Source organism: Allobosea vaviloviae (assembly GCF_001298265.1).
Taxonomy (GTDB): domain Bacteria; phylum Pseudomonadota; class Alphaproteobacteria; order Rhizobiales; family Beijerinckiaceae; genus Allobosea; species Allobosea vaviloviae_B.
This window is the reverse complement of sequence record NZ_LGSZ01000015.1, coordinates 17,886-42,956: the sequence shown is the minus strand read 5'-3', so window position 1 is coordinate 42,956 and position 25,071 is coordinate 17,886. Positions and strand designations below refer to the sequence as shown.

General features: G+C 66.2%; 23 protein-coding genes. 12 read left to right on the top strand and 11 right to left on the bottom strand.

What is annotated here, in order from left to right:
• Positions 1-304: 304 nt before the first annotated feature.
• The gene (gene rplS, locus AE618_RS02440; RefSeq protein ID WP_054207472.1) at positions 305-700 is read left to right on the top strand and encodes a 50S ribosomal protein L19; all 396 of its coding nucleotides are present in this window, start codon (positions 305-307) and stop codon (positions 698-700) included.
• Positions 701-938: 238 nt separating this feature from the next.
• Here rplS and AE618_RS02435 read toward each other — a convergent pair whose 3' ends face one another.
• Entirely contained in the window at positions 939-1,337 is a 399-nt protein-coding gene (locus tag AE618_RS02435) for a hypothetical protein (RefSeq protein ID WP_054207471.1), read from the bottom strand.
• Between the two features lie 411 nt (positions 1,338-1,748).
• On the opposite strand from AE618_RS02435, the gene leuC reads away from it, so the two are divergent.
• From leuC to leuD, 5 genes are all read left to right on the top strand, one after another.
• Positions 1,749-3,167 carry a 3-isopropylmalate dehydratase large subunit gene (gene leuC / locus AE618_RS02430; RefSeq protein WP_054207470.1) on the top strand — a complete coding sequence of 473 codons (1,419 nt, stop codon included), beginning with the start codon at positions 1,749-1,751 and terminating at the stop codon, positions 3,165-3,167.
• Positions 3,168-3,191: 24 nt separating this feature from the next.
• Positions 3,192-3,437 (top strand): hypothetical protein, encoded by a 246-nt coding sequence (locus AE618_RS02425; RefSeq protein WP_054207469.1) that lies wholly within the window; start codon positions 3,192-3,194, stop codon positions 3,435-3,437.
• 113 nt (positions 3,438-3,550) lie between these two features.
• Positions 3,551-3,934 carry a metallopeptidase family protein gene (locus AE618_RS02420; RefSeq protein ID WP_054207479.1) on the top strand — a complete coding sequence of 128 codons (384 nt, stop codon included), beginning with the start codon at positions 3,551-3,553 and terminating at the stop codon, positions 3,932-3,934.
• Between the two features lie 3 nt (positions 3,935-3,937).
• On the top strand, positions 3,938-4,570 hold the full coding sequence (locus AE618_RS02415) for a LysE family translocator (protein WP_054207468.1): 633 nt from the start codon (positions 3,938-3,940) through the stop codon (positions 4,568-4,570).
• 56 nt (positions 4,571-4,626) lie between these two features.
• Positions 4,627-5,229, top strand: a complete 603-nt coding sequence (leuD, locus tag AE618_RS02410; RefSeq protein ID WP_054207467.1) for a 3-isopropylmalate dehydratase small subunit — start codon at positions 4,627-4,629, stop codon at positions 5,227-5,229.
• 154 nt (positions 5,230-5,383) lie between these two features.
• Here leuD and AE618_RS02405 read toward each other — a convergent pair whose 3' ends face one another.
• The 3 genes from AE618_RS02405 to AE618_RS02395 all read right to left on the bottom strand — a co-directional run bounded on the left by AE618_RS02405 (position 5,384) and on the right by AE618_RS02395 (position 9,105).
• Positions 5,384-6,631 (bottom strand): DUF1501 domain-containing protein, encoded by a 1,248-nt coding sequence (locus AE618_RS02405; RefSeq protein ID WP_054207466.1) that lies wholly within the window; start codon positions 6,629-6,631, stop codon positions 5,384-5,386.
• Positions 6,632-6,636: 5 nt separating this feature from the next.
• On the bottom strand, positions 6,637-8,118 hold the full coding sequence (locus tag AE618_RS02400) for a DUF1800 domain-containing protein (RefSeq protein WP_054207465.1): 1,482 nt from the start codon (positions 8,116-8,118) through the stop codon (positions 6,637-6,639).
• 192 nt (positions 8,119-8,310) lie between these two features.
• Positions 8,311-9,105, bottom strand: a complete 795-nt coding sequence (locus tag AE618_RS02395; RefSeq protein ID WP_082364937.1) for a DUF4394 domain-containing protein — start codon at positions 9,103-9,105, stop codon at positions 8,311-8,313.
• 207 nt (positions 9,106-9,312) lie between these two features.
• On the opposite strand from AE618_RS02395, the gene AE618_RS02390 reads away from it, so the two are divergent.
• Together AE618_RS02390 and AE618_RS02385 are read left to right on the top strand one after the other, a co-directional pair.
• The gene (locus AE618_RS02390) at positions 9,313-9,858 is read left to right on the top strand and encodes a sigma-70 family RNA polymerase sigma factor (protein WP_054207464.1); all 546 of its coding nucleotides are present in this window, start codon (positions 9,313-9,315) and stop codon (positions 9,856-9,858) included.
• Complete coding sequence (locus tag AE618_RS02385; RefSeq protein ID WP_082364936.1) at positions 9,855-10,601, top strand: anti-sigma factor; 747 nt, start codon at positions 9,855-9,857, stop codon at positions 10,599-10,601. Before AE618_RS02390 ends, AE618_RS02385 begins: the two co-directional genes overlap by 4 nt.
• Positions 10,602-10,711: 110 nt before the next feature.
• Here the strand turns inward: AE618_RS02385 and AE618_RS02380 are convergent, their stop codons facing one another.
• From AE618_RS02380 to AE618_RS02365, 4 genes are all read right to left on the bottom strand, one after another.
• Positions 10,712-11,803 carry an ATP-dependent DNA helicase gene (locus AE618_RS02380; protein ID WP_054207462.1) on the bottom strand — a complete coding sequence of 364 codons (1,092 nt, stop codon included), beginning with the start codon at positions 11,801-11,803 and terminating at the stop codon, positions 10,712-10,714.
• A 139-nt stretch (positions 11,804-11,942) separates the two neighbouring features.
• A complete protein-coding gene (locus AE618_RS02375; RefSeq protein ID WP_197280658.1) occupies positions 11,943-13,625 on the bottom strand; it encodes a methyl-accepting chemotaxis protein in 1,683 nt (560 codons plus the stop codon).
• Between the two features lie 124 nt (positions 13,626-13,749).
• Positions 13,750-14,445 (bottom strand): SDR family oxidoreductase, encoded by a 696-nt coding sequence (locus tag AE618_RS02370; protein WP_054207460.1) that lies wholly within the window; start codon positions 14,443-14,445, stop codon positions 13,750-13,752.
• 191 nt (positions 14,446-14,636) lie between these two features.
• Complete coding sequence (locus AE618_RS02365; protein ID WP_432704480.1) at positions 14,637-18,245, bottom strand: hydantoinase B/oxoprolinase family protein; 3,609 nt, start codon at positions 18,243-18,245, stop codon at positions 14,637-14,639.
• Between the two features lie 209 nt (positions 18,246-18,454).
• Between AE618_RS02365 and AE618_RS02360 the strand changes: the two genes are divergently transcribed.
• From AE618_RS02360 to AE618_RS02345, 4 genes are all read left to right on the top strand, one after another.
• Positions 18,455-19,003, top strand: a complete 549-nt coding sequence (locus AE618_RS02360; RefSeq protein WP_156330060.1) for a TRAP transporter small permease — start codon at positions 18,455-18,457, stop codon at positions 19,001-19,003.
• A gap of 1 nt (position 19,004) precedes the next feature.
• Entirely contained in the window at positions 19,005-20,309 is a 1,305-nt protein-coding gene (locus AE618_RS02355; RefSeq protein ID WP_054207457.1) for a TRAP transporter large permease, read from the top strand.
• Between the two features lie 38 nt (positions 20,310-20,347).
• The gene (locus tag AE618_RS02350; RefSeq protein WP_054207456.1) at positions 20,348-21,337 is read left to right on the top strand and encodes a TRAP transporter substrate-binding protein; all 990 of its coding nucleotides are present in this window, start codon (positions 20,348-20,350) and stop codon (positions 21,335-21,337) included.
• A gap of 97 nt (positions 21,338-21,434) precedes the next feature.
• Entirely contained in the window at positions 21,435-21,965 is a 531-nt protein-coding gene (locus AE618_RS02345) for a winged helix DNA-binding protein (protein WP_082364934.1), read from the top strand.
• Between the two features lie 35 nt (positions 21,966-22,000).
• On the opposite strand, the gene AE618_RS02340 is transcribed toward AE618_RS02345, so the two are convergent.
• From AE618_RS02340 to AE618_RS02330, 3 genes are read right to left on the bottom strand one after another with little or no spacing between them, the layout of a single operon-like run.
• A complete protein-coding gene (locus AE618_RS02340; RefSeq protein ID WP_054207455.1) occupies positions 22,001-23,062 on the bottom strand; it encodes a sensor histidine kinase in 1,062 nt (353 codons plus the stop codon).
• An 18-nt stretch (positions 23,063-23,080) separates the two neighbouring features.
• The gene (locus AE618_RS02335) at positions 23,081-23,524 is read right to left on the bottom strand and encodes a response regulator (RefSeq protein ID WP_054207454.1); all 444 of its coding nucleotides are present in this window, start codon (positions 23,522-23,524) and stop codon (positions 23,081-23,083) included.
• Positions 23,521-25,014: a sensor histidine kinase gene (locus tag AE618_RS02330; RefSeq protein ID WP_054207453.1), complete on the bottom strand. Its 1,494-nt coding sequence runs from the start codon at positions 25,012-25,014 to the stop codon at positions 23,521-23,523. The genes AE618_RS02335 and AE618_RS02330 overlap by 4 nt, the downstream gene beginning before the upstream one ends.
• Positions 25,015-25,071 lie beyond the last annotated feature (57 nt).

Below are 25,071 nucleotides of genomic sequence, written 5' to 3'. Positions count from 1 at the left end.
GCGCAGCGAGAATGGGCAACAAACTATCCAGCGCAGCGGGAGGTGAGCCCCCCTCCCTCTGCCCACTGGAGGGTGGGGGAAGGGGGGGGGGTGGGGGGCCGCAAAGCCAGAGCCCTGTCCTTGATCGTCGCGCCGAGCGGCACTGCCCCCCACCCCAGCCCTCCCCACCGCAAGCGGGGGGAGGGAGAAGAAAGACCCACGCTCGACAAGCGCCGCCATCTCCTGTATGGCCCGCGCACTCAACTGAAAACAGCGTGCCGAACGCCCGCGCAGCCAAGCGCGACAGCGGCAATTGGAGATACCCGTGAACATCATCGAACAGCTCGACAAAGAGCAGATCGCCAAGCTCAGCGAAGGTCGCGAGATCCCGCACTTCCAGCCCGGCGACACCGTCCAGGTCAATGTGAAGGTCAAGGAAGGCGAGCGCAGCCGCGTTCAGGCCTATGAAGGCGTCTGCATCGCCCGCAACGGCGGCGGCCTCAACCAGAGCTTCACCGTTCGCAAGATCAGCTATGGCGAGGGCGTCGAGCGCGTCTTCCCGCTGTTTTCGCCGAACCTCGATTCCATCAAGGTCATCCGCAAGGGCAAGGTGCGCCGCGCCAAGCTGTATTACCTGCGCGATCGCCGCGGCAAGTCGGCCCGCATCGCCGAGCGCGTCGAGGCCCGTCCGGCCAAGGGCGCCAAGGGCGCTGCCAAGTAAGCTTCGGCTTCAGGCGAGAGAGTTTTCAAACGCGGTCCTTCGGGGCCGCGTTTTTTTGTCGTTGCTCCTGGCGTTCATCATGAGCCGCGCCGTCATCCCGGACGCAGCGCAGCGGAGATCCGGGATCCATTCCGGAACGGGTCCGGCATGGATCCCGGATCGGCGCGGCTTCGCCGCTTGTCCGGGATGACGTTGGAGGGAAGCGCGAGCACGGCTCCCGGTCGCGAAAAGAACCGCCCTACTCCTGCCGGTCGAAGGTCATGTCGCGCCGCGCCGTCAGGATGCTGATCGAGTAGCCCGCGACGACATCGACCAGCGCCATCAGCGTGATGATCAGGAAGGTGCCGGTGCCGAAGGCCGGAACCAGCAGGAAGCCGACGAAGCAGCCGATGAAGACCAGCATCGACAGGCCGTGATTCAGGATCGAGTTCGACTTCGCGCTGGCGGCGTTCATGATCTCGAAGAACAGCACGATGGTCGAGACCGCGAGCAGGAGTTCGCTGACCGTCACGGAAAAGCGCGCGCCCGATGGCAAGGCGAAGCCGAGCAATTCGGCTCCCAGTGACAGCCCCATGACCGAGATGGCGACGGCATAGGCGGCGATCGCCAGCACCATGAAGGGAAAGAACCTCAGCATCGCGTCACCGTCCCGTTGCAGGCGCTTTGCACGCCGCCTCCTGCATAGCAGCCGCGCGGGACGCACGCACGCGGCACGCATCGGCTTCGTTGCCGCCGCAGTCTGGAACTGGTAGAGACAGCGCCATGATCGCAGTCCGCGCCGTCGAGGATGGGAGGCTTTGCATCGTTCGCCGTGAGGTGAACATGCGTCGCATTCCCACGACGCAAAGCTTTGCCGCGCTGCACGACCATGCCCGCCTGCCCTGGCGCTTCTTCGGCCGCTTCACGGCCTCGCTCGCAGGCCTTGTTCGCGCCTGAGACATGCGCTCGCGCAGGCGACAGGCCGACGCCAGACCACGCCCGGTTGCCGACGCGCCGGGCCTTGCCAGATTTACCGTTCCGCTTTCGAGACCCCAAAAGGCTTCACGCCATGACCGCGACCTCCGCCCCCCGCACGCTCTACGACAAGATCTTCGACGACCACATCATCGACAAGCAGGATGACGGCACCTGCCTGCTCTATATCGACCGCCACCTCGTCCATGAGGTGACGAGCCCGCAGGCCTTCGAGGGCCTGCGCATGACCGGCCGCACCGTCCACGCGCCGGAAAAGACGCTGGCCGTCGTCGACCACAACATCCAGACGACCGACCGCTCCAAGGGCATCGTCGAGGAGGAAAGCCGTATCCAGGTCGAGGCACTCGCGAAGAACGCCAAGGAGTTCGGCGTCGAGTATTTCGACGAGCTCGATATCCGCCAGGGCATCGTCCACATCATCGGCCCCGAACAGGGCTTCACCCTGCCGGGCACCACCATCGTCTGCGGCGACAGCCACACCTCGACCCATGGCGCATTCGGGGCGCTGGCGCACGGCATCGGCACCTCCGAGGTCGAGCATGTGCTGGCGACCCAGACGCTGATCCAGAAGAAGGCCAAGAACATGCTCGTCCAGGTGGACGGCACGCTGGCCAAGGGCGTCACCGCCAAGGACATCACGCTGGCGATCATCGGCGAGATCGGCACGGCAGGCGGCACCGGCTCGGTGATCGAATATGCCGGCGACGCCATCCGCGCGCTCTCGATGGAAGGGCGCATGACGCTCTGCAACATGTCGATCGAGGGCGGCGCCCGCGCCGGCATGGTCGCCCCCGACGAGAAGGCCTATGCCTATCTCAACGGCAAGCCCAAGGCGCCCAAGGGCGCCGCCTGGGACGAGGCGATGCGCTACTGGGAGACGCTCTACAGCGACGAGGGCGCGCATTTCGACCGCATCGTCAGGCTCGACGCCAACAACCTGCCGCCGATCGTCTCCTGGGGCACGTCGCCTGAGGACGTGATCTCGGTCGCAGGCAGCGTGCCCGACCCGGCGCTGATCGAGGACGAGACCAAGCGCACCTCCAAGCAGCGCGCGCTCGACTATATGGGCCTGACCGCAGGCACCAGGATGGTCGATATCCCGCTCGACGTGATCTGGATCGGCTCCTGCACCAATGGCCGCATCGAGGATCTGCGCGCGGTGGCGAAGATCGTCGAGGGCAAGAAGATCGCCGGCTCGCTCGACTACGCCATGATCGTGCCGGGCTCCGGCCTGGTGAAGCAGCAGGCAGAGGAGGAAGGGCTGGACAAGATCTTCCTAGCGGCGGGCTTTGAATGGCGCGAGCCGGGCTGCTCAATGTGCCTGGCGATGAACCCCGACCAGCTCAAGCCGGGCCAGCGCGCGGCCTCGACCTCGAACCGCAATTTCGAGGGCCGCCAGGGCTTCAAGGGCCGGACGCATCTGGTCTCGCCGTCGATGGCGGCAGCTGCCGCGCTGGCGGGCCACTTCGTCGATGTGAGGCAGTTGGGCTGACCGGTATCGCGGGGAGAGAGCGCTATGTCGAACGATCCCCGCGAAGCCGCCCGCGCCGCCGAGGCGCAAGCCGCGCTCGACCGCGTCAAGCGCGACAGCGAAAGCCTGCTCGGCTCCTCGATGGGCCGCGCCGCCGAGCATTTCTCCGGCGGCGATGCGCCTGATGGCGACAAGATCGAGCTCTGGGGCCGGCGCATCGGCCGGTCGCTCTCGCTCGTCGGTGTCATCGTGCTGGCGTGGTGGCTCGGCCATCAGTTGAAGGTCTGGTGATGGGCAGCGTTCCCGACACGCGTGCATCTGACGATGCCGGATTGCCGTCGCAGGCCTCTCCGGAGATCGACTGGGACGGCGCCAGGGCGCCCTCCGCCGAGGCCTTCGAGGTCATGGCGCAGGCGGCCTTCGACCGGCTGCCGGACGCATTCCGCGCGCTCTGCGCCGACGTGATCTTCAACGTCAGCGAATTCCCCGAGGACGATGTCTGCAAGGAGCTGGAGGCCGAGAGCCCCTTCGACATCCTCGGCCTGTTCACCGGCATTGGCCTGCCGCAGCAGGGCTATGCCCCGCAGACCGGGCAGATGCCCAACATGATCCATCTCTACCGCCGCCCGATCCTGGACTACTGGGCCGAGCATGACGAGACGCTGGGCCACATCGTCACCCATGTGCTGATCCACGAGATCGGCCACCATTTCGGCTTTTCGGACGAGGACATGGAAGCCATCGAAGCCCAGGTCGACGCTCAACTGGAAGCCGAGGCGGAGCGCTAGACGATGCTCGACGATCTGATCTGCCATCTGCCCGGTCTCGCGCTGACCTATGCCGCGTTTGTCCTGGCTGTCGCCAGTCCCGGCCCGAGCAATCTTGTGGTCATGGCGACCGCGATGGAGCGTGGCCGCCGCGCCGGTGCGACTTTGGCGCTGGGCGTCACCGCCGGCTCCCTGACCTGGGGTATCCTGGCCGCGATCGGCGTCACCGGCCTGATCGTGGCCCATCCCGAAGCGCTCTACGCCATCAAGATCGTTGGCGGCCTCTATCTGCTGTTCCTGGCCTGGCGCTCGGCGCGTTCGGCGATGCGGGTCGAGATGCCGCCGCCGAAAGCCGCCATCTCCGGCGGTCGTGCGTTCCTGCGCGGCTATCTCATGCACCTGACCAACCCCAAGGCGATCCTGAGCTGGACGGCGATCATCGCGCTGGGACTGCGCCCCGACACGCCGCCGGTCGTGGTCTACGCCATCATCGCCGGCTGCATGCTGATTTCGCTCGGCATCAACCAGTTCTACGCGGTGCTGTTCTCCACCGCCTCGATGATCTCCGGCTATCGCCGCATCCGCCGCAAGGCGGAAGCCTGCCTCGCCGCCTTCTTCGCCTTCGCCAGCTTCAAGCTGCTGACCTCGCAGCTCTAGCCGCCATCGCAGCCAACGAAACACCATTGCCAGACCGACGATTGGAGTTACCCGCCATGCAGCCCTTCACCACCCTGACCTCGACCCCCGCACCCTTGAAGGTGATCAATGTCGACACCGACATGATCATCCCCAAACAGTTCCTCAAGACGATCAAGCGCACCGGTCTCGGCACCGCGCTCTTCGCCGAGATGCGCTACAAGGAGGATGGCTCGGAGAACCCCGATTTCGTGCTGAACCAGCCGGCCTATCGCAAGTCGGAGATCCTGGTGGCCGGCGACAATTTCGGCTGCGGCTCCTCGCGCGAGCATGCGCCCTGGGCGCTGCTGGACTTCGGCATCCGCTGCGTGATCTCCACGAGCTTTGCCGACATCTTCTACAACAACTGCTTCAAGAACGGCATCCTGCCGATCGTCGTCAGCCCCGAAGACCTCGAGAAGCTCTTCGACGATGCCGATCGCGGCTCCAACGCCACCCTGACGGTCGATCTCGAGAAGCAGCAGATCACCGGCCCCGATGGCGGCACCGTGAGCTTCAACATCGACCCCTTCCGCAAGCACTGCCTGATGAACGGCCTCGACGACATCGGCCTGACCCTGGAGAAGGCTCCGAAGATCGCGGCCTTCGAAGAGAAGCTGAAGCAGCGCGCCTGGGCGTGAGTCCCTTCTCCCCTCGGGGGAGAAGGTGCCGAACGCAGTGAGGCGGATGAGGGAAGGGTCCGCAGCGGCCCTTCTTTTGTTGGGGCTGAGGCTCTTTCCCTCATCCGTCAGCGCTTCGCGCTGCCACCTTCTCCCCCGAGGGGAGAAGGAAACCCTACCCCACCAGCCCCGCCATCGGCCCGATGCCGCCGCTACCCGGAAACACCTTTTCCGCCAGCACCGGCCCCGACAGCCCGAACAGGTCGGAGACCACCCCCTTCGCCACGGCGCGGATATCGGTCGTCGGCTTCAGGTCGCGCTTCTCGTAAAGCTGCTCCGGCTTCAAGCCCGGCCAGTCGACGATCATCCGCCCGCCCTTGACCGCACCGCCGACCAGAAAGGCGACCGTGCCGGTGCCGTGATCGGTGCCGACCGTGCCATTGACCCTCGCGGTGCGGCCGAACTCGGTCACCACCATCACGACGGTGTCCTTCCAGACCGGCTTCAGCCCCTGCTCGAAGGCAGCCAGAGCGCCATCGAGACCGCCCAGCAACTGCGCCAGCCGGCCCTTGGCGCCGCCTTCATTGGCATGCGTATCCCAGCCCTCGAAGGCCAGCGCCGCGATGCGCGGTCCGTCATCGGCACCCACCAGCGCGGCGGCCCCCTCGGCGATACGCTTCATGCCGTCGGTGCTGTCGGGTCCGCCGCCGCCCTTGATCTCGCTGCCCATGCCGCGCCGCTGCGCGATCTCCTCGGTCATCTTCGCCTGCGCCAGCGCACGGGCCAGTCCGGGATCGCGCTGGCCGTAGAGGTCTTCCAGTCGCTGGATCAGATCGGTGCCCGCCCGGTCCATGCGCGGCGGCGCCCAGCCGAGGATCGGCGCGTCGCCACGCACGACGAGCGGCGGCACGACGCCGACGCCGAGCACGCCCTTGCGGCTGATCCCCTCTCCTGCGGGCAGGCTGGCCAGAAGCCGGTTCAGCCAGCCGCTGGCGGTGTGGCCCGGCCCGGCCTGCCCGCTCTCCAGCACGTCCTGCCCGTCGAAATGCGAGCGCTCGCGATAGCCGGTGGCCGCCGCATGGACGATCGCGGCCTGTCCGGAGGCATAGAGCCGCGCGAGGTTCGGCATCGCGGGATGCAGATAGAAGAAACCGTCGAGCGGCAGCGCCGCATCCGTCCCGTCTCGCGTCAGCGCGATGTCGTCACGCAGCGCGGCATAGTCGGGATCGCCGATCGGCGGCACGGCCGACAGACCATCGAGCGCACCGCGCAGCACCACCAGGAGGAAACGTGGATCGCGGGCGCCGGCCGCCGCATAGGCGAATGTCGGCACGAAGGACCAGGCGAACAGCGCGCCGGCCGCACCGAGCACGGCCCGGCGCGATGGCGTCATCCGTTCGCAATCGTCGTCGTCATCGACCATCGGGATTACCTCCGCTGGAATTCGGGCGACATCAGAAGCAGGGCGAGGGCCTGGGGCTTGCTGTCGGCCCGCGCGACCGCCTGCCGCGTCTCGGCCGAGAGCAGCGGGCCGAGAATGTCCTCGGTCAAGGCACGCGGGTCGGGCACGGTCCCCGCAGCCTGCCGACCCCAGCCTGCGGCGACGTCGATGCGGGTCTTGATGCCCTCGGGCGAGGCCCAGGCGTCGTTCGTATCGGGATAGCCATTGGGGCCCGACGGCTGCCAGAAGGGCTGGCCCATCGCATTGAGCGGCCCGGCGATCTGGCCGAAATCGGGCTTGCGGCCGAGCGCCCTGAAGGCTGCGATCAGGAACTCCTGCGGCGAGCGGATCTTGGTCGGCTCGGCCTTCCAGGCGCTGTTCGACGTGATCAACGCCCGCGAGACGGCTGCGAGATCGCCCTGTGTGCGGCGGAACTCCGCCGACAGATCGCGCACCAGTGCTGCTGGAGGATCATCCGCCACGAAATGCCGGACGAGCTTCAGCGCGATGAAATCGGCCGTGGCGGGATGGTTCGCCAGATCGCTGAACGCCGCCAGCCCCTGCGCCTTGCCGGGCTGGCCGTAATGCCTGCCGAGCATGGCCGGCGCGCCCGGCTCGTGCAGCCCGGCGTTGAAGGCAAAGGAGCCGGGAAAGCCCAGCACCGCCTCGCGTCCCACCACCGTCCAGCCGGTGATGATGCGGGCGAGGTTGGTGACGTCGACCTGGGCATAGCCGCCGGAGACGCCGAGCGTGTGCAGTTCCAGGATCTCGCGGGCGAGGTTCTCGTTCAGCCCGCGCCCGCGCCTCTTGCCGGCCGGCGAAGACGGGCCGATCGAGAGCCGGTTGTCCAGGAAGTCGAGCATCGCCGGATGGCTCTCGGCCGCAACCAGCATATCCTCGAAGCGGCCGAAGACATGCGGGCGGATGGCCTCGCGCTCATAGGCGCCGGCCATGATCCGGGTCATGTTGCTCTTGGTCGCACCGATGCAGAAGTGGTTCGACCAGAACTGGACCATGCGCTCGCCAAGGCCCGTCTCGGCCTCCAACGCGAGGCGCGTGCGCGCCAGAACCTCGTCGCGATAGGTCCGGTAGGGCAGCGCGGGCTCGTTGACAGGCTTCGCGTTGGCAGGCTTCGCATTGGCAGGGTTGGGCTGCGCCATCTGGTTCTGGCTTGTCGCAGGAACCGATGGGCCAGGCACAGGCGGCGCGGCGGCGACCTTCGTTTCGGCCGCCCGGCGCGCCTCGCGCTCGATTTTCTCGCGATCCTCGAAGGCATAAAGCGCAGACCCGATCTCGGCCGCCCCAGAAAACGGCACGCCGGCCGGCTGCGGCAGCACGCGCCGATCGATTTCGGCGAGCAATCTGTCGCGTGCGGACACCCGCAGCTCGGCACGCGCGCCCAGAGCGGAGCCCAACCCGAAGCGCTGCAATCCCACGCTGTCGCTGCGTGCGTCGGACGGGCTCGCCATGCGGTCGCCTCCGGCCCTCTTCGTCGGAGCCTGCAGAGTGGCCGCAAGACTGTGGCGAAAACCAGAAACTAAACCCGAAAATGTCGCGCTTCGGCGGATTGGCCATGAGCCACGAGCGCGGCCCACGCTCGAAAAAAACCGCCGCCTCTTGCGAGGCGGCGGCTCTCGGTTGGTCGGTCAGGATCAGGCTGGTCACATCGCCGGTAGCGCCGCGACATCACGCACCGACGCGCTCAGCCCCGTCACCTTTCCAACCATCGAGGCTTTGCCGGTGGCGAGGTCGACCTTGTGAAGGGCGCCATCCGCGAGGAGCCAACCGGTATTCGTTCCGTCTGCCGCGGTCTCGATATCGAAGGCGATGGCCTTCGGCATCACGCCGAGCTTGCCGATGGCGCCGAGCACGCCGTCATTGGGCGGCGCCTGCTTGATCAGGCCGCCGATCTTGCCGTCGATGTCGTAGAGCGCCGTTTCCTTGGTGCCCTTGACGGAGTTGCTGTAGGCGCCGGCAACAATCATCGGGGCCTCGCCCTTGTGCATGTCGGCCTCGGCGAACTTCAGCTTGCCGTCGACCGTCGTCTTGCCGTCCTCGACATTGACGCGAAGATTGGTGCCATCGGAGCCGATGACGCGCAGGCGGTCGGCGGCCGGGTTGAAATCGACGGTCGCCATCGCGCTGGCGGCGAGCACGGTGTCCATCTTGGACTTCATCGTCGCCTTGCCGTCCTTGTCGACGGTGTAGATCGTGCCATCGACGGTCAGCGCGTAGAGCATGCCGTCGGCGGGGCGGACGTCGATGCCGGCGATCTTGCCGGAGACGCCCGTGACCTTCATCGACTTGCCGGCCTTCTGGGTCGCGGTGTCGATCATGGTCAGGGTGTCGTCGCCGGTCAGCGCGGCCAGCATGCCGGCCTGGGCGGACAGCGAGGCGGAGAGGGAGGCGCCGAGGATGGTCGAGGCGATCAGTGCAAGCCGTGTTGTCCGGGTCATGTCGTTGTCCTCCGATTCGTGTAGAGCTGCCGCTCGGGCCTGTCGGGCCGCGGCGCTCGGAGGGGTTAAGCGAGGGGCTGCGGGCCGGATGCAGACTGAAAAATAAAGACAAAGGACGCATCCGGGCGGGAACCCGGCGCGTAATCCAAGGTTGCCGTTAGGGCCCCGGACAGGCGCTCGGGGCACGGATGGTGGGGGACACAAGCGTTGACGCAGACGGCTGGTGAGATCGAGGCGGCGCTGCTGGCTTGCGCGGCAGGAGATAAATCCGCGCTCCGCCGCATCTATGACGCCGAGTCGGCGCGTATGATCGGTGTGGCGCAGCGTATGCTGAAGCGCCGCGCGCTGGCCGAGGAGGCGGTGCAGGATGCCTTTGTCCTGATCTGGCGGCATGCCGCGCGGTTCGATCCGCAGCGCGGCGCCGGCCTGACCTGGATCTATGCGATCCTGCGCAACCGCTCTCTTTCGATCCTGCGTGATGAGAAGCGGACGGAAACGAGCGATGCCCCCATTGGCGAAGAGACCGCTAGCGAAGAGGACGATCCCGAGACCGTGATGTCGAAGCTGTCGGACGCCAAGGCGCTGCACGCCTGCATGGAGACCCTGCCGCCTCAGCGGCGCGGCCTCGTGCTGCTCGCCTTCGTCCAGGGCCTGACCCATGGCGAAATCGCCGGCAAGCTCGCCCTGCCGATCGGCACCGTCAAATCCTGGATCAGGCGCTCGCTGATCTCCCTGAAGGAGTGCCTCGGATGAACCCCTCGTCGGATATGAACGCGACACCGCAGGAGCGAGACGCGCTCGCAGGTGAATATGTGCTCGGCCTCGTCGAAGGCGCTGACCGCACTGCGCTGGAGCAGCGCATCGAGCGCGAGCCTGCGCTCGCGGCCTCCGTCGAGAGTTGGCGCGGGCACCTTGCCGCGATCGACGCCACCGCTCGGCCGATTCCGCCCTCGCCCGGCCTCTGGCCCCGGATCGAGGCCGAGATCGCGGCGATCCTGCCCGCAGCCGAACGCGGCCGGCTCAAGGCGCTCAAGGCTGGCAACACGCTTGCCGATTGGTGGAACAACCTGTTCATCTGGCGCGGCGCCGCGCTCGCCGGCGCGCTGGCGGCGATCCTGCTCGCCATCGGCCTGAATGGCGCGCTCGATCGCGCCAAGCGCCAGCCGGTCATGGTCGCGGTGCTGCTGACCGAGGCGAGCGTCGCGGCCGCCGTCGTCAACACTTATCCCGATGGCCGCGTCGAGATGGTGCCGCTGCAGAACATCGCGGTGCCCGAAGGCAAGGCGCTGGAAATCTGGACGCTCTGGGACCGCACTGTGGGCCCCCGCTCCGTCGGGCTGATCGACCGCGCCCGCACCACGCCTCTGCGGCTCGACCAGCTGCCGCTGGGCACCAACCAGCTCTTCGAGATCACGATCGAGAACGCGACAGGCTCGCCGACAGGCCGCCCGACCGGCCCGATCGTGGCGAAGGGGACGACGTCGCAGGCGTTGTGAGGGTCAACAGCCCCTGATCCGAGCGTCATTCTCGGGCCTGACCCGAGAATCTCATGACCAGTTAGCTGGTTTCCGAGATGGTCGGGTCAAGCCCGACCATGACGAGGCTCTCAAACCACCACGGTGATCGTCTCCGCAGCTCGCGTCAGCCCGGTATAAAGCCACCGTGCCCGGTGCTCGCGGAAGGCGAAGCTCTCGTCGAACAGAACGATGTCGTTCCACTGCGAGCCCTGCGCCTTGTGGACGGTGAGCGCGTAGCCGAAGGTGAATTCGTCGGTGTGCTTGCGCAGCTCCCAGGGGATTTCGTCCTCGGTGCCGTCGAAGAAGTTGGGCAGTACGGACACCTTGACCGGCTTGGCGGATGCATCGTCCTCCGGCGTGACCCGCATGCTGACGAGCCCCTTCTTCGAGGTCTTCAGCTCCTGCACGATCCAGGAGCCGCCATTGAGCAGCCCCTTGCTCTTGTCGTTCCGCAGGCAGACGAGCTTTTCGCCCGCGACCGGCACGGTCTCGGTCCGGCCCATGATCTGCCGCATGCGGGCATTGTAGTTGCGCCGCGTCTTGTTCATGCCGACCAGAACCTGGTCGGCGCTCATCACCAATTGCGGATCGACCTCGCTGCGGCGGATCACACGGCTGGGCCCATACTCGCCGACATCGAGCCGCCCGCCCTCGCGCACCGTCATCGACATCCGCACGATCGGGTTATCGGCCGCCTGGCGGTGAACCTCGGTGAGCATGATGTCGGGCTCGGTCTCGGTGAAGAAGCCGCCGCCTTTGACGGGCGGAAGCTGCGCCGGGTCGCCCAGCACCAGCACGGGCGTGCCGAAGGAGAGCAGGTCGCGGCCGAGATCCTCGTCGACCATCGAGCATTCGTCGATGATGATGAGCTTGGCCTTGGCCGCCGCGCTTTCGCGGTTGAGCACGAAGGTCGGGCTTTCCTCGTCGACGCCGCGCGAACGGTAGATCAGCGAGTGGATGGTCTGCGCGCCGACGCAGCCTTTGTTGCGCAGCACCAGTGCGGCCTTGCCGGTGAAGGCGGCGAAGACGACATCGCCGTCGACCGCCTCGGCGATGTGGCGCGCAAGCGTGGTCTTGCCCGTACCGGCATAGCCGAACATCCGGAACAGCTGCGGCTCGCCGGCCTGCAGCCAGCGCGCGACCGCGCTCAGCGCAGCATCCTGTTGCGGCGACCAGCTCATGCTTGAAAGGGGAAAAGCGGAATCATGCCGCAGATGGGGACGAGTCGCGCGCCGAAGGCAAGAGTGGTGACGGAAAGAGCGGTGACGGCAGGAGAGATGAAGACAGGAGAGATGACGAGAGCGATGGCGCCGACTCTGCTCACGCGGCGCGCAGTCGCCGCACGAAATCGAAGGCCTCGCGCTGCAACGTCCCGATGCGCTCGTCGAGGGCCCGCGCGCTGGCCGCCCCCATGTCGGCCTGGCTGACGCTCTGGGCGTTGGCGACCGCGATCTCCTCCATGGCGCCTGCGGCGGTTCCGGTCACGTCGGAGATGCGCGATACGGTCTCGCCGAGCGAGCCGAGCAGTTCTGCCTGGGAGCCGACCATCGTCGAAATCTCGGTACTGGTCTGCTCCACCGCGCCGACGCTGGTCGCGATCGCCGAAACCGCCCCGGCAGCATGCGACAGCGCCTCCTTGACGAGCGAGATCCGCGCGACGATCTTGGCCGTCGCCTCGCCCGTCTGGCTCGCCAGATCCTTGACCTCGTTTGCGACGACCGCAAATCCGCGACCATGGGCGCCGGCGCGCGCCGCCTCGATCGCAGCGTTGAGCGCCAGCAGATTGGTCTGGCGCGCGATCGCCTCGATGAGCCCGACCACGTCGCGGATCTGCGAAGCATTGTCGGTCAGGCGCTCGACGAGGGCGGAGGTGCCTGCCGCCTCCTGCGTCGCCGCCGTCGCCATCACCGAGACCCGCCTGACCTCGGCATTGATCTGTCCGATGACATGCTCCAGCCGCAAGGCGGCCTCGGTGCTGTTTTGCGCATCGATGCCGGCGCCTTTCACGGAGGAAGCCGCCGTCGCGGCACTTTTCGAGACCTGATGGACCCGCACGGCCGAGTCCTGCAGCGCAGCGCGCAACACCTCACTTGAATCGGCGATCTCGCCAAGCAACGCCCCCAGGCGCAGTTCGAACTCGTCCGCGATGCGTTCGAGATCCTGCGTCCGCGCCTGCCGGTGCTGCTGCGCCAGATCGGCCTCGGCCTCGCGGGTCACCAGGGTCGCCCGAACCTCGCTAAGCGTCCGGACCGTCCTGGCGAGTTGTCCGATCTCGTCGGCCCGGCCCTGATGGGGAACATCGATCAACGTATTGGACGAGGTGGCGCGGGCGATCACCGCCATCAGATCACGCAGCGGGCGGGTCAGATGCGCCCTGAGCAGGAGGAACGCCAGAAAGCCCCCGGCCAGCGGCAGCAGCAATGCGATCGCGATGGTGCGCTGCCGAACCTCATTGGCCAGATCGGTGGCCCTTCTGGTGGCGTCACGAGCCATGCGCCCGAGGTCGTCGCGCATCGTCGATGTCGTCCCGATGATCTGGCGCACGTTCTCCCGCGCAGCGTCCGCTCCCGCCTCCACCCGCGCCGCCTTGGTGGAAATGCGACGCCCGATCTCGACGATGTCGCGCTGGAAAGACATGAAGGTTTTCAGGCTCGGATCAAGTGTCGGGTTCGCGTCCACCATAGCCGCCGGCAGCGACGACATCAGGCTAGACCGCGCCGAATCGACCAGCTCCACCGCGCCGTCGAGCTGGTCGAGCGCCGCCTCGATGTCACGGGCGGTCGCGCCTTCCTCGAAGCGGCTGAGCAGTGAGGCCTGGGTCACCCGGTTGGTCAGCAACGCCGCGCGGTTGGCGAGTTCGAGCTGGTCGAGGCCTTCCCGGTCGATGCGCCGCACGGCATCGAAGCCGCTCACCGCGCTGATCAGGCCAAGACCGGCTGCCACGCTCAGAAGCGCGAAGAGCACCGTGATCTTCGCCGTCAAACCCAGTCTACGCATCGTCATGGCCGCCATCGTCGAAGAGGTCTGTTCTTTCGCAGATGCGAACGAACGCGAGGTTAACGCAGGCCACAAAAGCGATGAAACTCAATATGTTAGCCGGTTATCGACCTTGCCGCCAAGGAGCGCTCTACCAGGGAATCGTCTCGCCCTGCCAGGTCCGGAAGCTCTGGGTCTGCGCCATGCCTGACCCATCGATCGTCGCGATCAGGCCCGCCGCGCTCTCCGACGGTGCGATATCGGCGCCGCCGCCGCCCATGTCGGTGCGGACCCAACCGGGATGGAACAAGAGCACGCTGACATTACGGTCCTTCACCGCATCGCCGAACGCCACCATCGTCATGTTCACCGCCGCCTTCGACGAACGATAGGCGATGTTGCCGGCCGGGTTGCTGCCGATCGAGCCCATGCGGCTGGAGATCGTCGCGATCTTGCGGCCCGCCCCCGCCTCGACATTCGGCAGGAAGGCCTGCGCGACCCGAAGCGGCGCATAGACATTGACCTCGAAGACCTCGCGCCAGGCGTCGAAATCCATCTCGAAGGCGCTCTGCCGGTCGCGCGGACCATAGACGCCGGCATTGTTCAGGAGCACGTCGATGGGCTTGCCCGCGAGCGCCGCACTGGCCGCGGCGACGCTCTCATCGGAGGTCACGTCGAGTTCCAGCGGCGTGATGCCGCCGACACGCTCGGCCGCGAGTTCGGCCAGCGCGCCGCCCCAGGGATCGCGCGCCGCGGCGACGACATGGTCGCCCCGGCGTACCAGTTCCATCGTCAGCGCGAGCCCGATGCCGCGATTGGCGCCGGTGATCATCCAGGTCTGGGGCATGGGCCGTCTCCATGTTGGAAGGCTTTGAGCTAAGCCCGTTTCGGCAGGCTTTCCAGAGCGCCCGGTGCGCGGCCGTCATGCTCGGGCTTGACCCGAGCATCTCGTGACGAGAAATCTACGGCGCCTTCTTCGGTCCTGAGATTCTCGGGTCTGCGCTTCGCTTCGCCCGAGAATGACGCGCAACTCAGCCGTCAGCCCTTCGCCTTGCCATACCCCCCGGCCGTCGGCGTGAGCACCGTCACCGCCTCGCCGGCTTCGAGCCAGGTCTGGTCTGAGGGTTTCAGCTCTTCAACCACGCCCGTCAGACGTCGCACCGTCGTCTTGCCGACCTGCCCCGCCTCGCCACCCTTCACGCCGAAGGGCCGGACCTTGCGGTGCGAGGCCAGGATGGCGCAGTCCATCGCCTTGCGGAAACGGATGGTGCGGCTCGTGCCGTCCCCGGCGTTCCACTCGCCGCGCCCGCCCGAGCCGGCGCGGATGTGGAAATCCTCCAGCACGACGGGAAAGCGCGTCTCCAGGATCTCCGGGTCGGTCAGGCGCGAATTGGTCATGTGCACATGGACACCCGACGTGCCGTGGAAGCCCGGTCCGGCCGGCGAGCCCGAGCAGATCGTCTCGTAATACTGGTACTGGTCGTTGCCGAAGGTCAGGTTGTTCATCGTGCCCTGCGAGGCCGACATCGCCTCCAGCGCGCCAAACAGCGTGTTCGTCACGGCCTGGGAGACCTCGACATTCCCCGCCACGACGGCGGCGGGATAGCGCGGCGACAGCATCGAGCCATCGGGGATGATGATCTTGATCGGCCGCAGGCAGCCGGCATTCATCGGGATGGCATCATCGACCATGACGCGGAAGACATAGAGCACGGCGGCCCGGGTCACCGGGGCCGGCGCGTTGAAGTTGTCGGGCCGCTGCGCGGAGGTGCCGGTGAAATCCACCGTCGCCTCGCGCTTGTCGCGGTCGATGCTGATTTTGACCTTGATCGCGCAGCCCTGGTCCATCGGATAGGTGAATTCGCAATCGTGCAGCTTGGCGAGAAGCCTTGCGACACTCTCGGCCGCATTGTCCTGGACATGGCCCATATAGGCTTGCACGACATCGAGCCCGAAGGAGGCGATCATCTTCTCGAGTTCGGCGACGCCCTTCGCATTGGCTGCGATCTGCGCCTTGAGATCATTGACGTTCTGCACGACGTTGCGCACCGGATAGCGCGCGCCGGTCAGGATCGCGACCAGCTCGTCCTCGCAGAAGCGGCCCTGGTCGACGATCTTGAAGTTGTCGATATAGACTCCCTCCTCCTCGATCACGGTCGCCAGCGGCGACATCGAGCCCGGCGCCGTCCCGCCGACATCGGCATGGTGGCCGCGGCTGGCGACCCAGAACAGGATCTCCTTGTCCTGCGCATCGAAGACCGGCGTGCAGACCGTGATGTCGGGCAGATGCGTGCCGCCATTATAGGGCGCGTTCAGGCAGTAGACGTCGCCCGGCTTGATGACGGGGTTGTTCTTGATGACGGTCTCGACCGACTTGTCCATCGAGCCGAGATGCACCGGCATATGCGGCGCGTTGGCAACGAGCGAGGCGGTGGGGTCGAACACCGCGCAGGAGAAGTCGAGCCGTTCCTTGATGTTCACGGAATAGGCTGTGTTCTGCAGCGTCACGCCCATCTGCTCGGCGATCGACATGAACAGGTTGTTGAAGATCTCCAGCATCACCGGGTCGGCCCTGGTGCCGATCGCGGCGTTCTGGACCAGCGCCTTGGAGCGCACCAGCACGAGGTGGTCCTTGGCCGTGAGCTTCGCGCTCCAGCCATCCTCGACCACAACGGTCTGGTTCGGCTCGATGATGATCGCGGGTCCGGCGACGCCCTGACCGGGCTGCATCGCCTCGCGCCGGACGATGCGCGCCTCGTGCCATTGTCCCCTGGAGAAGACGCGCGTCGTCTCGGCCGCGACGGGTTCGCCCGCCGTCTCCGCCGCGGACGCCTCCTCGAACTTCGCCCCGCCGCCGATCGCCTCGACCTCGACCGCCTCGATGACGAGTGCCTTGGTCTCGTCCATGAAGCCGAAGCGCGCCTTGTGCGCGGCCTGGAAGGCGGCCTTCATCGCATCGGTCGGGCCGGCCGCCACCGCGATCGCAGTGTCCGTGCCGGCATAGCGGACATGAGCGCGGGTCAGGATGACGATGTCGCCATCCGGCACGCCCTGCCCCGACACCTCCGCCCTCGTCTCCGCGGCAAGGCCTGCCGCGAGCGCCTCGACGGCAGCCGGAGCGGCACCGTCCAGTGCGACATCGAGCGCCGCCGTCCGCGTCGAGCGGATTTCGGCGAGGCCCATGCCATAGGCCGACAGCAGCCCCGAAAACGGATGCAGCAGCACCGTCTTGATGCCGAGCGCATCGGCCACGAGGCAGGCATGCTGACCGCCCGCGCCGCCGAACGAGTTCAGCGCATAGCGCGTGATGTCGTAGCCGCGCTGCACCGAGATCTTCTTGATCGCCTCGGCCATGTTGGCGACCGCGATCTGGATGAAGCCGTCGGCGACTTCCTCAGCTGAACGGCCATCGCCGACCTCGGCTGCGAGCGCTGCAAACTTCGCCTTCACCGCCTCCACATCGAGCGGCTGATCGCGCTTCTCGCCGAAGATCGGCGGGAAATAGGCCGGGATCAGCTTGCCGACCATGACATTGGCATCGGTGACGGCGAGTGGCCCGCCGCGCCGATAGGCGGCAGGCCCCGGATTGGCGCCGGCCGAATCCGGGCCGACGCGAAACCGCGCGCCGTCGTAATGCAGGATCGAGCCGCCGCCGGCCGCGACCGTGTGGATCAGCATCATCGGCGCGCGCATCCGCACGCCGGCGACCTCGGTCTCGAAGGCGCGCTCATATTCGCCGTCGAAATGCGCGACGTCGGTCGAGGTGCCGCCCATATCGAAGCCGATCACCTTGTCGAAACCGGCCGAGCGGCCGGTCTCGGCGAGGCCGACGACGCCGCCAGCGGGGCCAGACAGGATCGCGTCCTTGCCCTGGAACAGCTCGGCTGCGGTGAGACCGCCCGAGGACATCATGAACATCAGCCGCGCGCCGGTGCGGGCGATGTCGAGTTCCTCCGAAACCTGCGCCACGTAGCGGCTGAGGATCGGCGAGAGATAGGCATCGACCACCGTGGTGTCGCCGCGCCCGACCAGCTTGATCAGCGGCGAGACCTCGTGGCTGACGGAGACCTGCGGGAAGCCGATCTCGCGCGCGATCCTGGCCGCGAGCTGTTCATGAGCGGGATAGCGATAGGCATGCATGAAGGCGATGGCGACAGCGCGGAAGCCGGCATCGTACTGCGCCTGCAGCGCCGCGCGGATCGCGGCTTCGTCCGGCGCCTGCTCGATCACCCCGTCCGACAGAACCCGCTCGTCGATCTCGACGACGTCGTCATAGAGCTGCTCGGGCTTGATGATCTCCTTGGCGAAGATATCGGGCCGCGCCTGATAGCCGATGCGCAACGCGTCGCGGAATCCCTTCGTGGTCACCAGCAGCGTGCGGTCGCCCTTGCGCTCCAGCAGCGCGTTGGTCGCGACGGTGGTGCCCATACGGACCTCGCCCACGAGTCCTGCCGGGATCGGTTCGCCGGCCTTCAGGCCGAGATGGTCGCGGATTCCCTGCACGGCCGCGTCGCGATAGGCCCCCGGATTCTCGGACAGAAGCTTTCTGGCGTGAAGTTTGCCTGAGGGATCACGGCCGATCACATCCGTGAAGGTCCCGCCCCGGTCGATCCAGAAGTCCCAACGCGAAGACGACATCCCCAGCATCCCTCTCGCTCTGCGTCAGCCAGTGGTCGCTGACGTTTCATCGATAAATTGTCGATGTGTTGTTGACAAGGAGGATTCGGGGGGTACGATCGCAATTGTGACGGGAACATGGCTGAGGGGCCGGCCTGTTATGAGACGGAGGATGCGATGATGCAACGAGTCCTGGCAACCGGCAGCGCATGGGGCGCGCCCTCTGTGGAATCGCAGGCATGATCCGCCGCGCACTCGATCTGCTGTACCTTTCCGCCGGCTATCTCGCCGGATTGTCGCTGATCACCATCTTCGTGCTGATGATGATCCTCTCCGTTGGCCGGGAGATCAATTTCAACGTGCCGTCGGGCGACGATTTCGCCGGATGGTCTCTGGTCGCGATGGCCTTCCTCGGCCTGGCGCACACCTTCAAGCGCGGCGAGATGATCCGCGTCGGCCTGCTTCTGGAGCGTCTGCATGGCCGGGCGAAGCGCGCAGCAGAGCTGTTCTCCCTCGCTGTAGCCGCCACATTCATCGCCTATTTCACCTTTCAGGCCAGCAAGCTCGCCTATGATTCCTGGCAGTATTTCGACATGTCGACCGGCGTCGTTTCGGTTCCGCTCTGGATTCCGCAGATGGGCATGGTGCTGGGCCTCGCGATCCTGCTGATCGCCATCATCGACGAGTTCGTCATCGTCGTCCGCACGGGCAAGCCGACCTATGAGCCGGAGCCGCCGAAGACCACGGAAGAGCTGATCGAGCGGATCGCTCAGGGCGGAGGCGTTTGACATGACCTTGCCGGTTCTCGCCATCGTCCTCCTCGGCTTCCTCGTCATCATCCTGGCCAGCGGCGTCTGGATATCCGTCGGCCTCGGCCTCGTCGGCCTGCTGGCGATGATTCTCGTGACCGACGTTCCCATCGGCCAGGTCCTGGCCACGACGGTCTGGAGTGCCTCCAACTCCTGGACGCTCGCCGCTTTGCCGCTGTTCATCTGGATGGGCGAGATCCTGTTTCGGACCCGACTCTCCGAGCAGATGTTCAAGGGCCTTTCTCCCTGGCTGCAATGGCTGCCCGGCCGCTTGATCCACACCAACATCATCGGCTGCGGCATCTTCGCCGCCGTCTCGGGCTCCTCGGCCGCGACCGTGGCGACGATCGGCAAGATCTCGCTGCCGGAACTGAAGAAGCGCGGATACGATGAGAAGCTAAGTCTTGGAACCTTGGCAGGCTCCGGCACGCTCGGACTGCTGATCCCGCCCTCGATCCCGATGGTGGTCTACGCGGTCACCGCCAACGTCTCGGTGCTGCAGGTCTTCCTCGGCGGCTTCCTGCCCGGCCTGCTCGTGATGGCGCTCTATATGGGCTACGTCATCATCTGGTCGCTGCTCAACCCCGACAAGACGCCGCCGCGCGACCCGGTGTTGCCCTTCATGGAGAAGGTGCGCCAGTCGGCCAAGCTGATGCCGTGCCTGATCCTGATCGCGCTGGTCTTCCTGTCGCTGGTCCTTGGTTTCGCCACGGCGACGGAATGCGCGGCCTGGGGCGTCACGGGCGCGCTCTTCTTGGCCTGGTGGAGTGGGACGCTGACGCGCGCGACGCTGTTCGAGAGCATCATGAGCGCGACGCGGCTGACCTGCATGATCATGCTGATCCTGGCGGGTGCTGCCTTCTGCACGGCGGCGATGGCCTATACCGGCATTCCGGCAGCGCTGGCCGACTGGGTCAAGGGCAAGGACCTCTCGCCGCACATGCTCGTGCTGGCCCTGACCTGCATGTACATCATCCTCGGCTGCCTGATCGACGGCATCTCGATGATCGTGCTCACCGCAGTCATCGTGCTGCCGATGGTCAAGGAGGCTGGCTTCGACCTGGTCTGGTTCGGGGTCTATCTCGTCATCCATGTCGAGATGGCGCAGATCACCCCGCCGGTCGGTTTCAACCTGTTCGTGCTTCAGAACATGAGCGGCAAGGATACGATGACGATTGCGAAGGCGGCGTTTCCGTTCTTCCTTCTGCTGAACGTCGCAGTTCTGATCATCACGACCTTTCCGCAGATCGTGCTCTACCTGCCCAAGCTCGCTTTCCCGGACTAAACCCGTCTCTACAAAGCAAACAAAGAGGGAATGACACCATGATCAATCGCAGGACCGTTACAGCCGCCGTTCTCGCCTTCGGCGTCAGCGCGCTCGCATTCGCTGCACCCGCGGCGGCGCAGACGAAATGGAATCTTCCAGCCGCATACCCGGCCGACAACCCGCACAGCGAAAACCTCTCCCTGTTCGCCAAGGACGTCGAGGCGGCCACCGGCGGCAAGCTCGCCATCACCGTCCATCCCGGCGCCTCGCTGTTCAAGGCCCCCGAGATCAAGCGCGCCGTGCAGAGCGGCCAGGCCCAGATGGGCGAGGTCCTGATCTCGATCCACGAAAACGAGGATGCGGTCTTCGGCATCGATACCGTGCCCTTCCTCGCCACGTCCTTCTCCGACGCGATGAAGCTCTACAAGGCCTCGAAGGCCGCCGTGGAGAAGAAGCTCGATGCCCAGGGCATCAAGCTGCTGTTCATGGTGCCGTGGGCGCCGCAGGGGGTCTACGCCAAGAAGGACCTGAACACGATCGACGACATGAAGGGCATGAAGTGGCGCTCCTACAATGTCGGCACGGCACGGCTGGGCGAGTTGCTCGGCATGCAGTCGGTCACCATTCAGGCCGCCGAGCTGCCGCAGGCGCTGGCCACAGGCGTCGTCAACTCCTTCATGTCCTCGGGCGGCACCGGCTATGATTCCAAGGTCTGGGAGTCGCTGACCCATTTCTACGACGTTCAGGCCTGGATCCCGAAGGACGCGACCTTCGTCAACAAGGCCGCTTTCAATGCCCTCGACAAGGCGACTCAGGATGCGATCCTGAAGGCCGCCGCCACCGCCGAGGAGCGCGGCTGGAAGATGTGGCAGGACAAGGCCGGCTGGTATCTCGATCAGCTCAAGGCCAAGGGCATGAAGGTCCAGCCTCCGAGCGCCGAGCTCGCGGCGGGCTTCAAGAAGGCCGGCGACACGCTCACCGCAGACTGGCTGAAGAAGGCCGGCGCGGATGGCCAGGCCGTCGTCGACGCCTACAAGAAGATGTGATCAGCCGCGTCATGGTCGGGCTTGACCCGACCATCTCCTGCAGGAGTTTCTCGGGTCGGCGCTCTGGCGCCGCCCGAGAATGAGGGGCGCTTCATTCATGCCAGAATCACTCCCCCCCTCCGAGGATCTCGGCCCTATTGTCTCCTCCGGCCATCTGGCCGCGGGCGCAATGCCGGCTTTGTCGGAGTTCGAATTCGCAATAAGCATGACCGTGCATGCCTTCCACCGCTGGATGGTGCGCGGCATGGCGGCCGCCGGCATGGCGGATCTGTCGCCGCTCGACGTGCTGGTGCTGCACAACGTCAACCACCGCGCCAAGCCCAAGCGCCTGGCCGATATCTGCCTCGTCCTCAACATCGAGGACACGCATCTGGTGAACTATGCGCTCAAGAAGCTGGAGCGCCTGAAGCTCCTGAAGTCCGGCCGCAAGGGCAAGGAGAAGACCGTCACGGTGACGCCCGCCGGCGAGGAGGCCTGCCGTCGCTATGCCCATATCCGCGAGCAGCTTCTGGTCAAGTCCGTGCTTGCCACGGGCCTCGACCCCGTGCGCCTGTCCGAGATCGCTGCTGCGATGCGCTCGCTCTCGGGCCAGTATGACCAGGCGGCGCGGGCCGCCGCGAGCCTGTGACGGGGAAGGCTGCAGACGGCGTCCGCGAACGATCGTCAGTCTGAAACCGCGCCGGCCACGCTCTCGGACGCGATCTTGACCACCGCCCGCGTACCCTTGGGCTGCTGCGCATACGCGATCGTGGTTGCAAGGCTCCTGGCCATTGCGCCGATGATCTTGCCGCCGAGCCCCGTCCCCGAGATCGGCCCCTGCCCCGACCAGCCGATGCCGTCATCGGCGACGACGAGGACCGTCGCGCCCTCCGCGTCGCGCGACAGCGAGACCCGGATCTCGCCCTCGCCATCGGGATAGGCGTATTTGATCGCGTTCGTGACCAATTCCGTGACGATCATGCCGATCGAGACCGCCTTGTCCGTCTTGGTCAGGATCGGCGTCGCCTCGAATCGGATGGTCGGGGTCCGCCCGGCCGACGACATCGACTGCCCGAGTTCGCCGACGAGCGATTCCAGATAGGCGGAGAGATCGACCGTCCTGACATCGTCGGAGGTGTAGAGGCTGCGATGCAGATTGCCGATCGCCGTGATCCGCGCCTGGGTTTCGGCGAGCGCGGCGCGCGCGCCGGCATCCCTGACCGCCGACGCCTGCATCCGCACCAGCGAACTGACCAGCGACAGGCTGTTGGCGACGCGGTGGTTGACCTCCGCCAGCAGCACGATCGCCCGGTCTCGCGCGGCGCGCACCTCGCGCTCGGCCGACTCCTTCGCGCGCATCAGCCGCGCCCGCTCGACTGAATGTTCCAGGGCGGAGACGAGCAGGATCTCGAAATCCTCGCCGATCGTCTTGACGACATAGTCGATCGCGCCGGCCTTCAGCGCCTGGACGGCGATCGACAGCTCGGACGAAGCGGTGACGTAGACCACGGGGGGAGAATTCTCGATGCCGCCCAGCTGCGCCAGTACGTCGAGCCCCGACATCGTGCCCAGATCATGGTCGAGGATGACCACGTCGATGCCGCCCTGGCCGATGCGGGCCAGGCCTGCCGCGGCATCGAGGACATGCTCGACCACATAGTGGCGGCGGCCGAGAATCCTCTGCACGAGACGGCCGAGCGCGGCGTCGTCGTCGATGTAGAGGACAGTGGTCGTGCTGTTGGGCATCGGTGCGGTCGCGGGGCGTCAGGGCGTCTCGGGCACTTGCATCACCGAGAAGAACAGCCCGAGCTGCCTGATCGCGTTGGCGAAGCCCTCATAGTTCACCGGCTTGGTGATATAGACATTGGCGCCGAGATCGTAGCAGCGCTGGATTTCGCGGCTGTCGTCGGTCGTGGTCAGCACCACCACCGGCGAGCGCTTCGTGTGCACATTGCTCTTGATCTTCTCGAGGATATCGACCCCTCCCATGTCGGGCAGGTTGAGGTCGAGCAGGATCAGCAACTGGCGCCCGGAACTCACAAGGCCCGAACCGTCGGCGCCGAAGAGATAGGCCAGTGCGTCCGTGCCATTGGTGAACGGGATGATCTCGTTGTTGACGCCGGCACGCCGGATGTTCTTTTCGATCAGCCGGGCATGGCCCTCATCGTCCTCGATCATCACGATCGACACCGGCTTGGCATTCGTCATGTCTGGCTGCTCCGTTTCACGGTCCTGAGATCGGCCGGCAGCAGGATCGTGAAAGTCGTTCCCACGCCGAATTCCGAGCGTACGGTGATGTCTCCGCCGAGGTTGCGCACGAGCGTGCGCACATGCGCAAGGCCGATTCCCTCGCCTGGCGTATTTTGCGTTCCCGAGCGGCGAAACAGCTCGAAGATTCGCTCGTGATCGCCGGCCGCGATGCCGCGGCCATTGTCCTCGATCTCGATCGCGACCCAGCCGGAGCGGGCGTTGCGCGTGCGTGCGACGATCGCGAGCGGACGGTCTGGCGCGCGGTACTTGATCGCATTGTCGAGCAGGTTGCCAACGATCTGGTCGAGCGAGAACTTGTCGCTGACGATGCTGTCGACCTTTGCGTCGATGGTGATGCCGCCGCCGGTCTCGCTCGCCTGATGATGCACCGCCGCAGCCGCGGCCTCGAGCTGCGCATCGAGAGCAACCCGCGCTGGCTTCAGCGTGCGGCTGCCCTCGCGCGAGATCTTGAGGATGGCGTTGATGAGCCCGTCCATCTTGCGGGTCGATGAGCGGATGAAGCCGAGCGCTTCGGGCGCATCGGCTTTCAGCGCCGTTTCCGCCTCGGCTCTCAGCACCTCGGCCTGGGCACCCTGCGCGTCGACATAGGCCTCGATCGGCTTGAAGGTCGATTCCAGCTCGCTGGTGAAGCCCATGATGTTCACCAGCGGCGCCCGCAGATCATGCGTCACGATATAGGCGAAGCGCTGGATCTCATCATTGGCCTTGACGAGAGCATCCGTGCGTTCGCGCACCCGTTCCTCGAGGCCGACATTGAGACCTTCGAGCTCCTTGCGGGCCGCCATGATTTCGGTCGTGTAGCCGAGGATCGTCCAGGTCGCCGCCCCGGCAAGCCCAAGGATGACGATCGCGCCGATGATCGTGACCCAGCGCAGCCAGAGGGACGTCCTTTCCTGCGCGGCGATAGCGGCGACGAGCGCCGCCTCGGATCGTTCGAGAATGCTGGCAAAGCCGGCACGCGCCTGATCCATCAGCGCCTTGCCGCGTCCGTCGCGGACGGCAGCGAGTGCCCCATCGAAATCTCCGCTCTCAGCCATCGCAACCGTCGCGGACAGTTCGGCCAGCTTGGCGGTGATCGCCGTCTGCAGCCGCTCGACGAAAGGTCCGATGTCGGGAAGGCCGCCGACCGCCGCCGACAAACGCCTGAAACGCTCGTCCAACCGTGCAACGGCGTCGGTATAGGGCGCCAGATAGGCGCGGTCTCGCGTGAGCAGAAAGCCTCGCTGGCCGGTTTCGGCATCCTGGACGAGCGACATCAGGTCGGCCGAGGCGCTGCGCACTTCGCGGGCTCCCACGACGTCGTCGAAATTGCGCTCGGTCGCCAGCGTCAGCCACAGCGAACTGGCGACGATCGCAATGAGGGCTGCGATGCCGGCCGCCAGCAGCAGCAGGTTGGTTCGCCGGAAGAAGGCTTGGCTGATCGGCATGGACGGTCCGGAGTGCGACGGCGTCTCGATGACCGCTCGCACGCCGGCTCGCAAGGT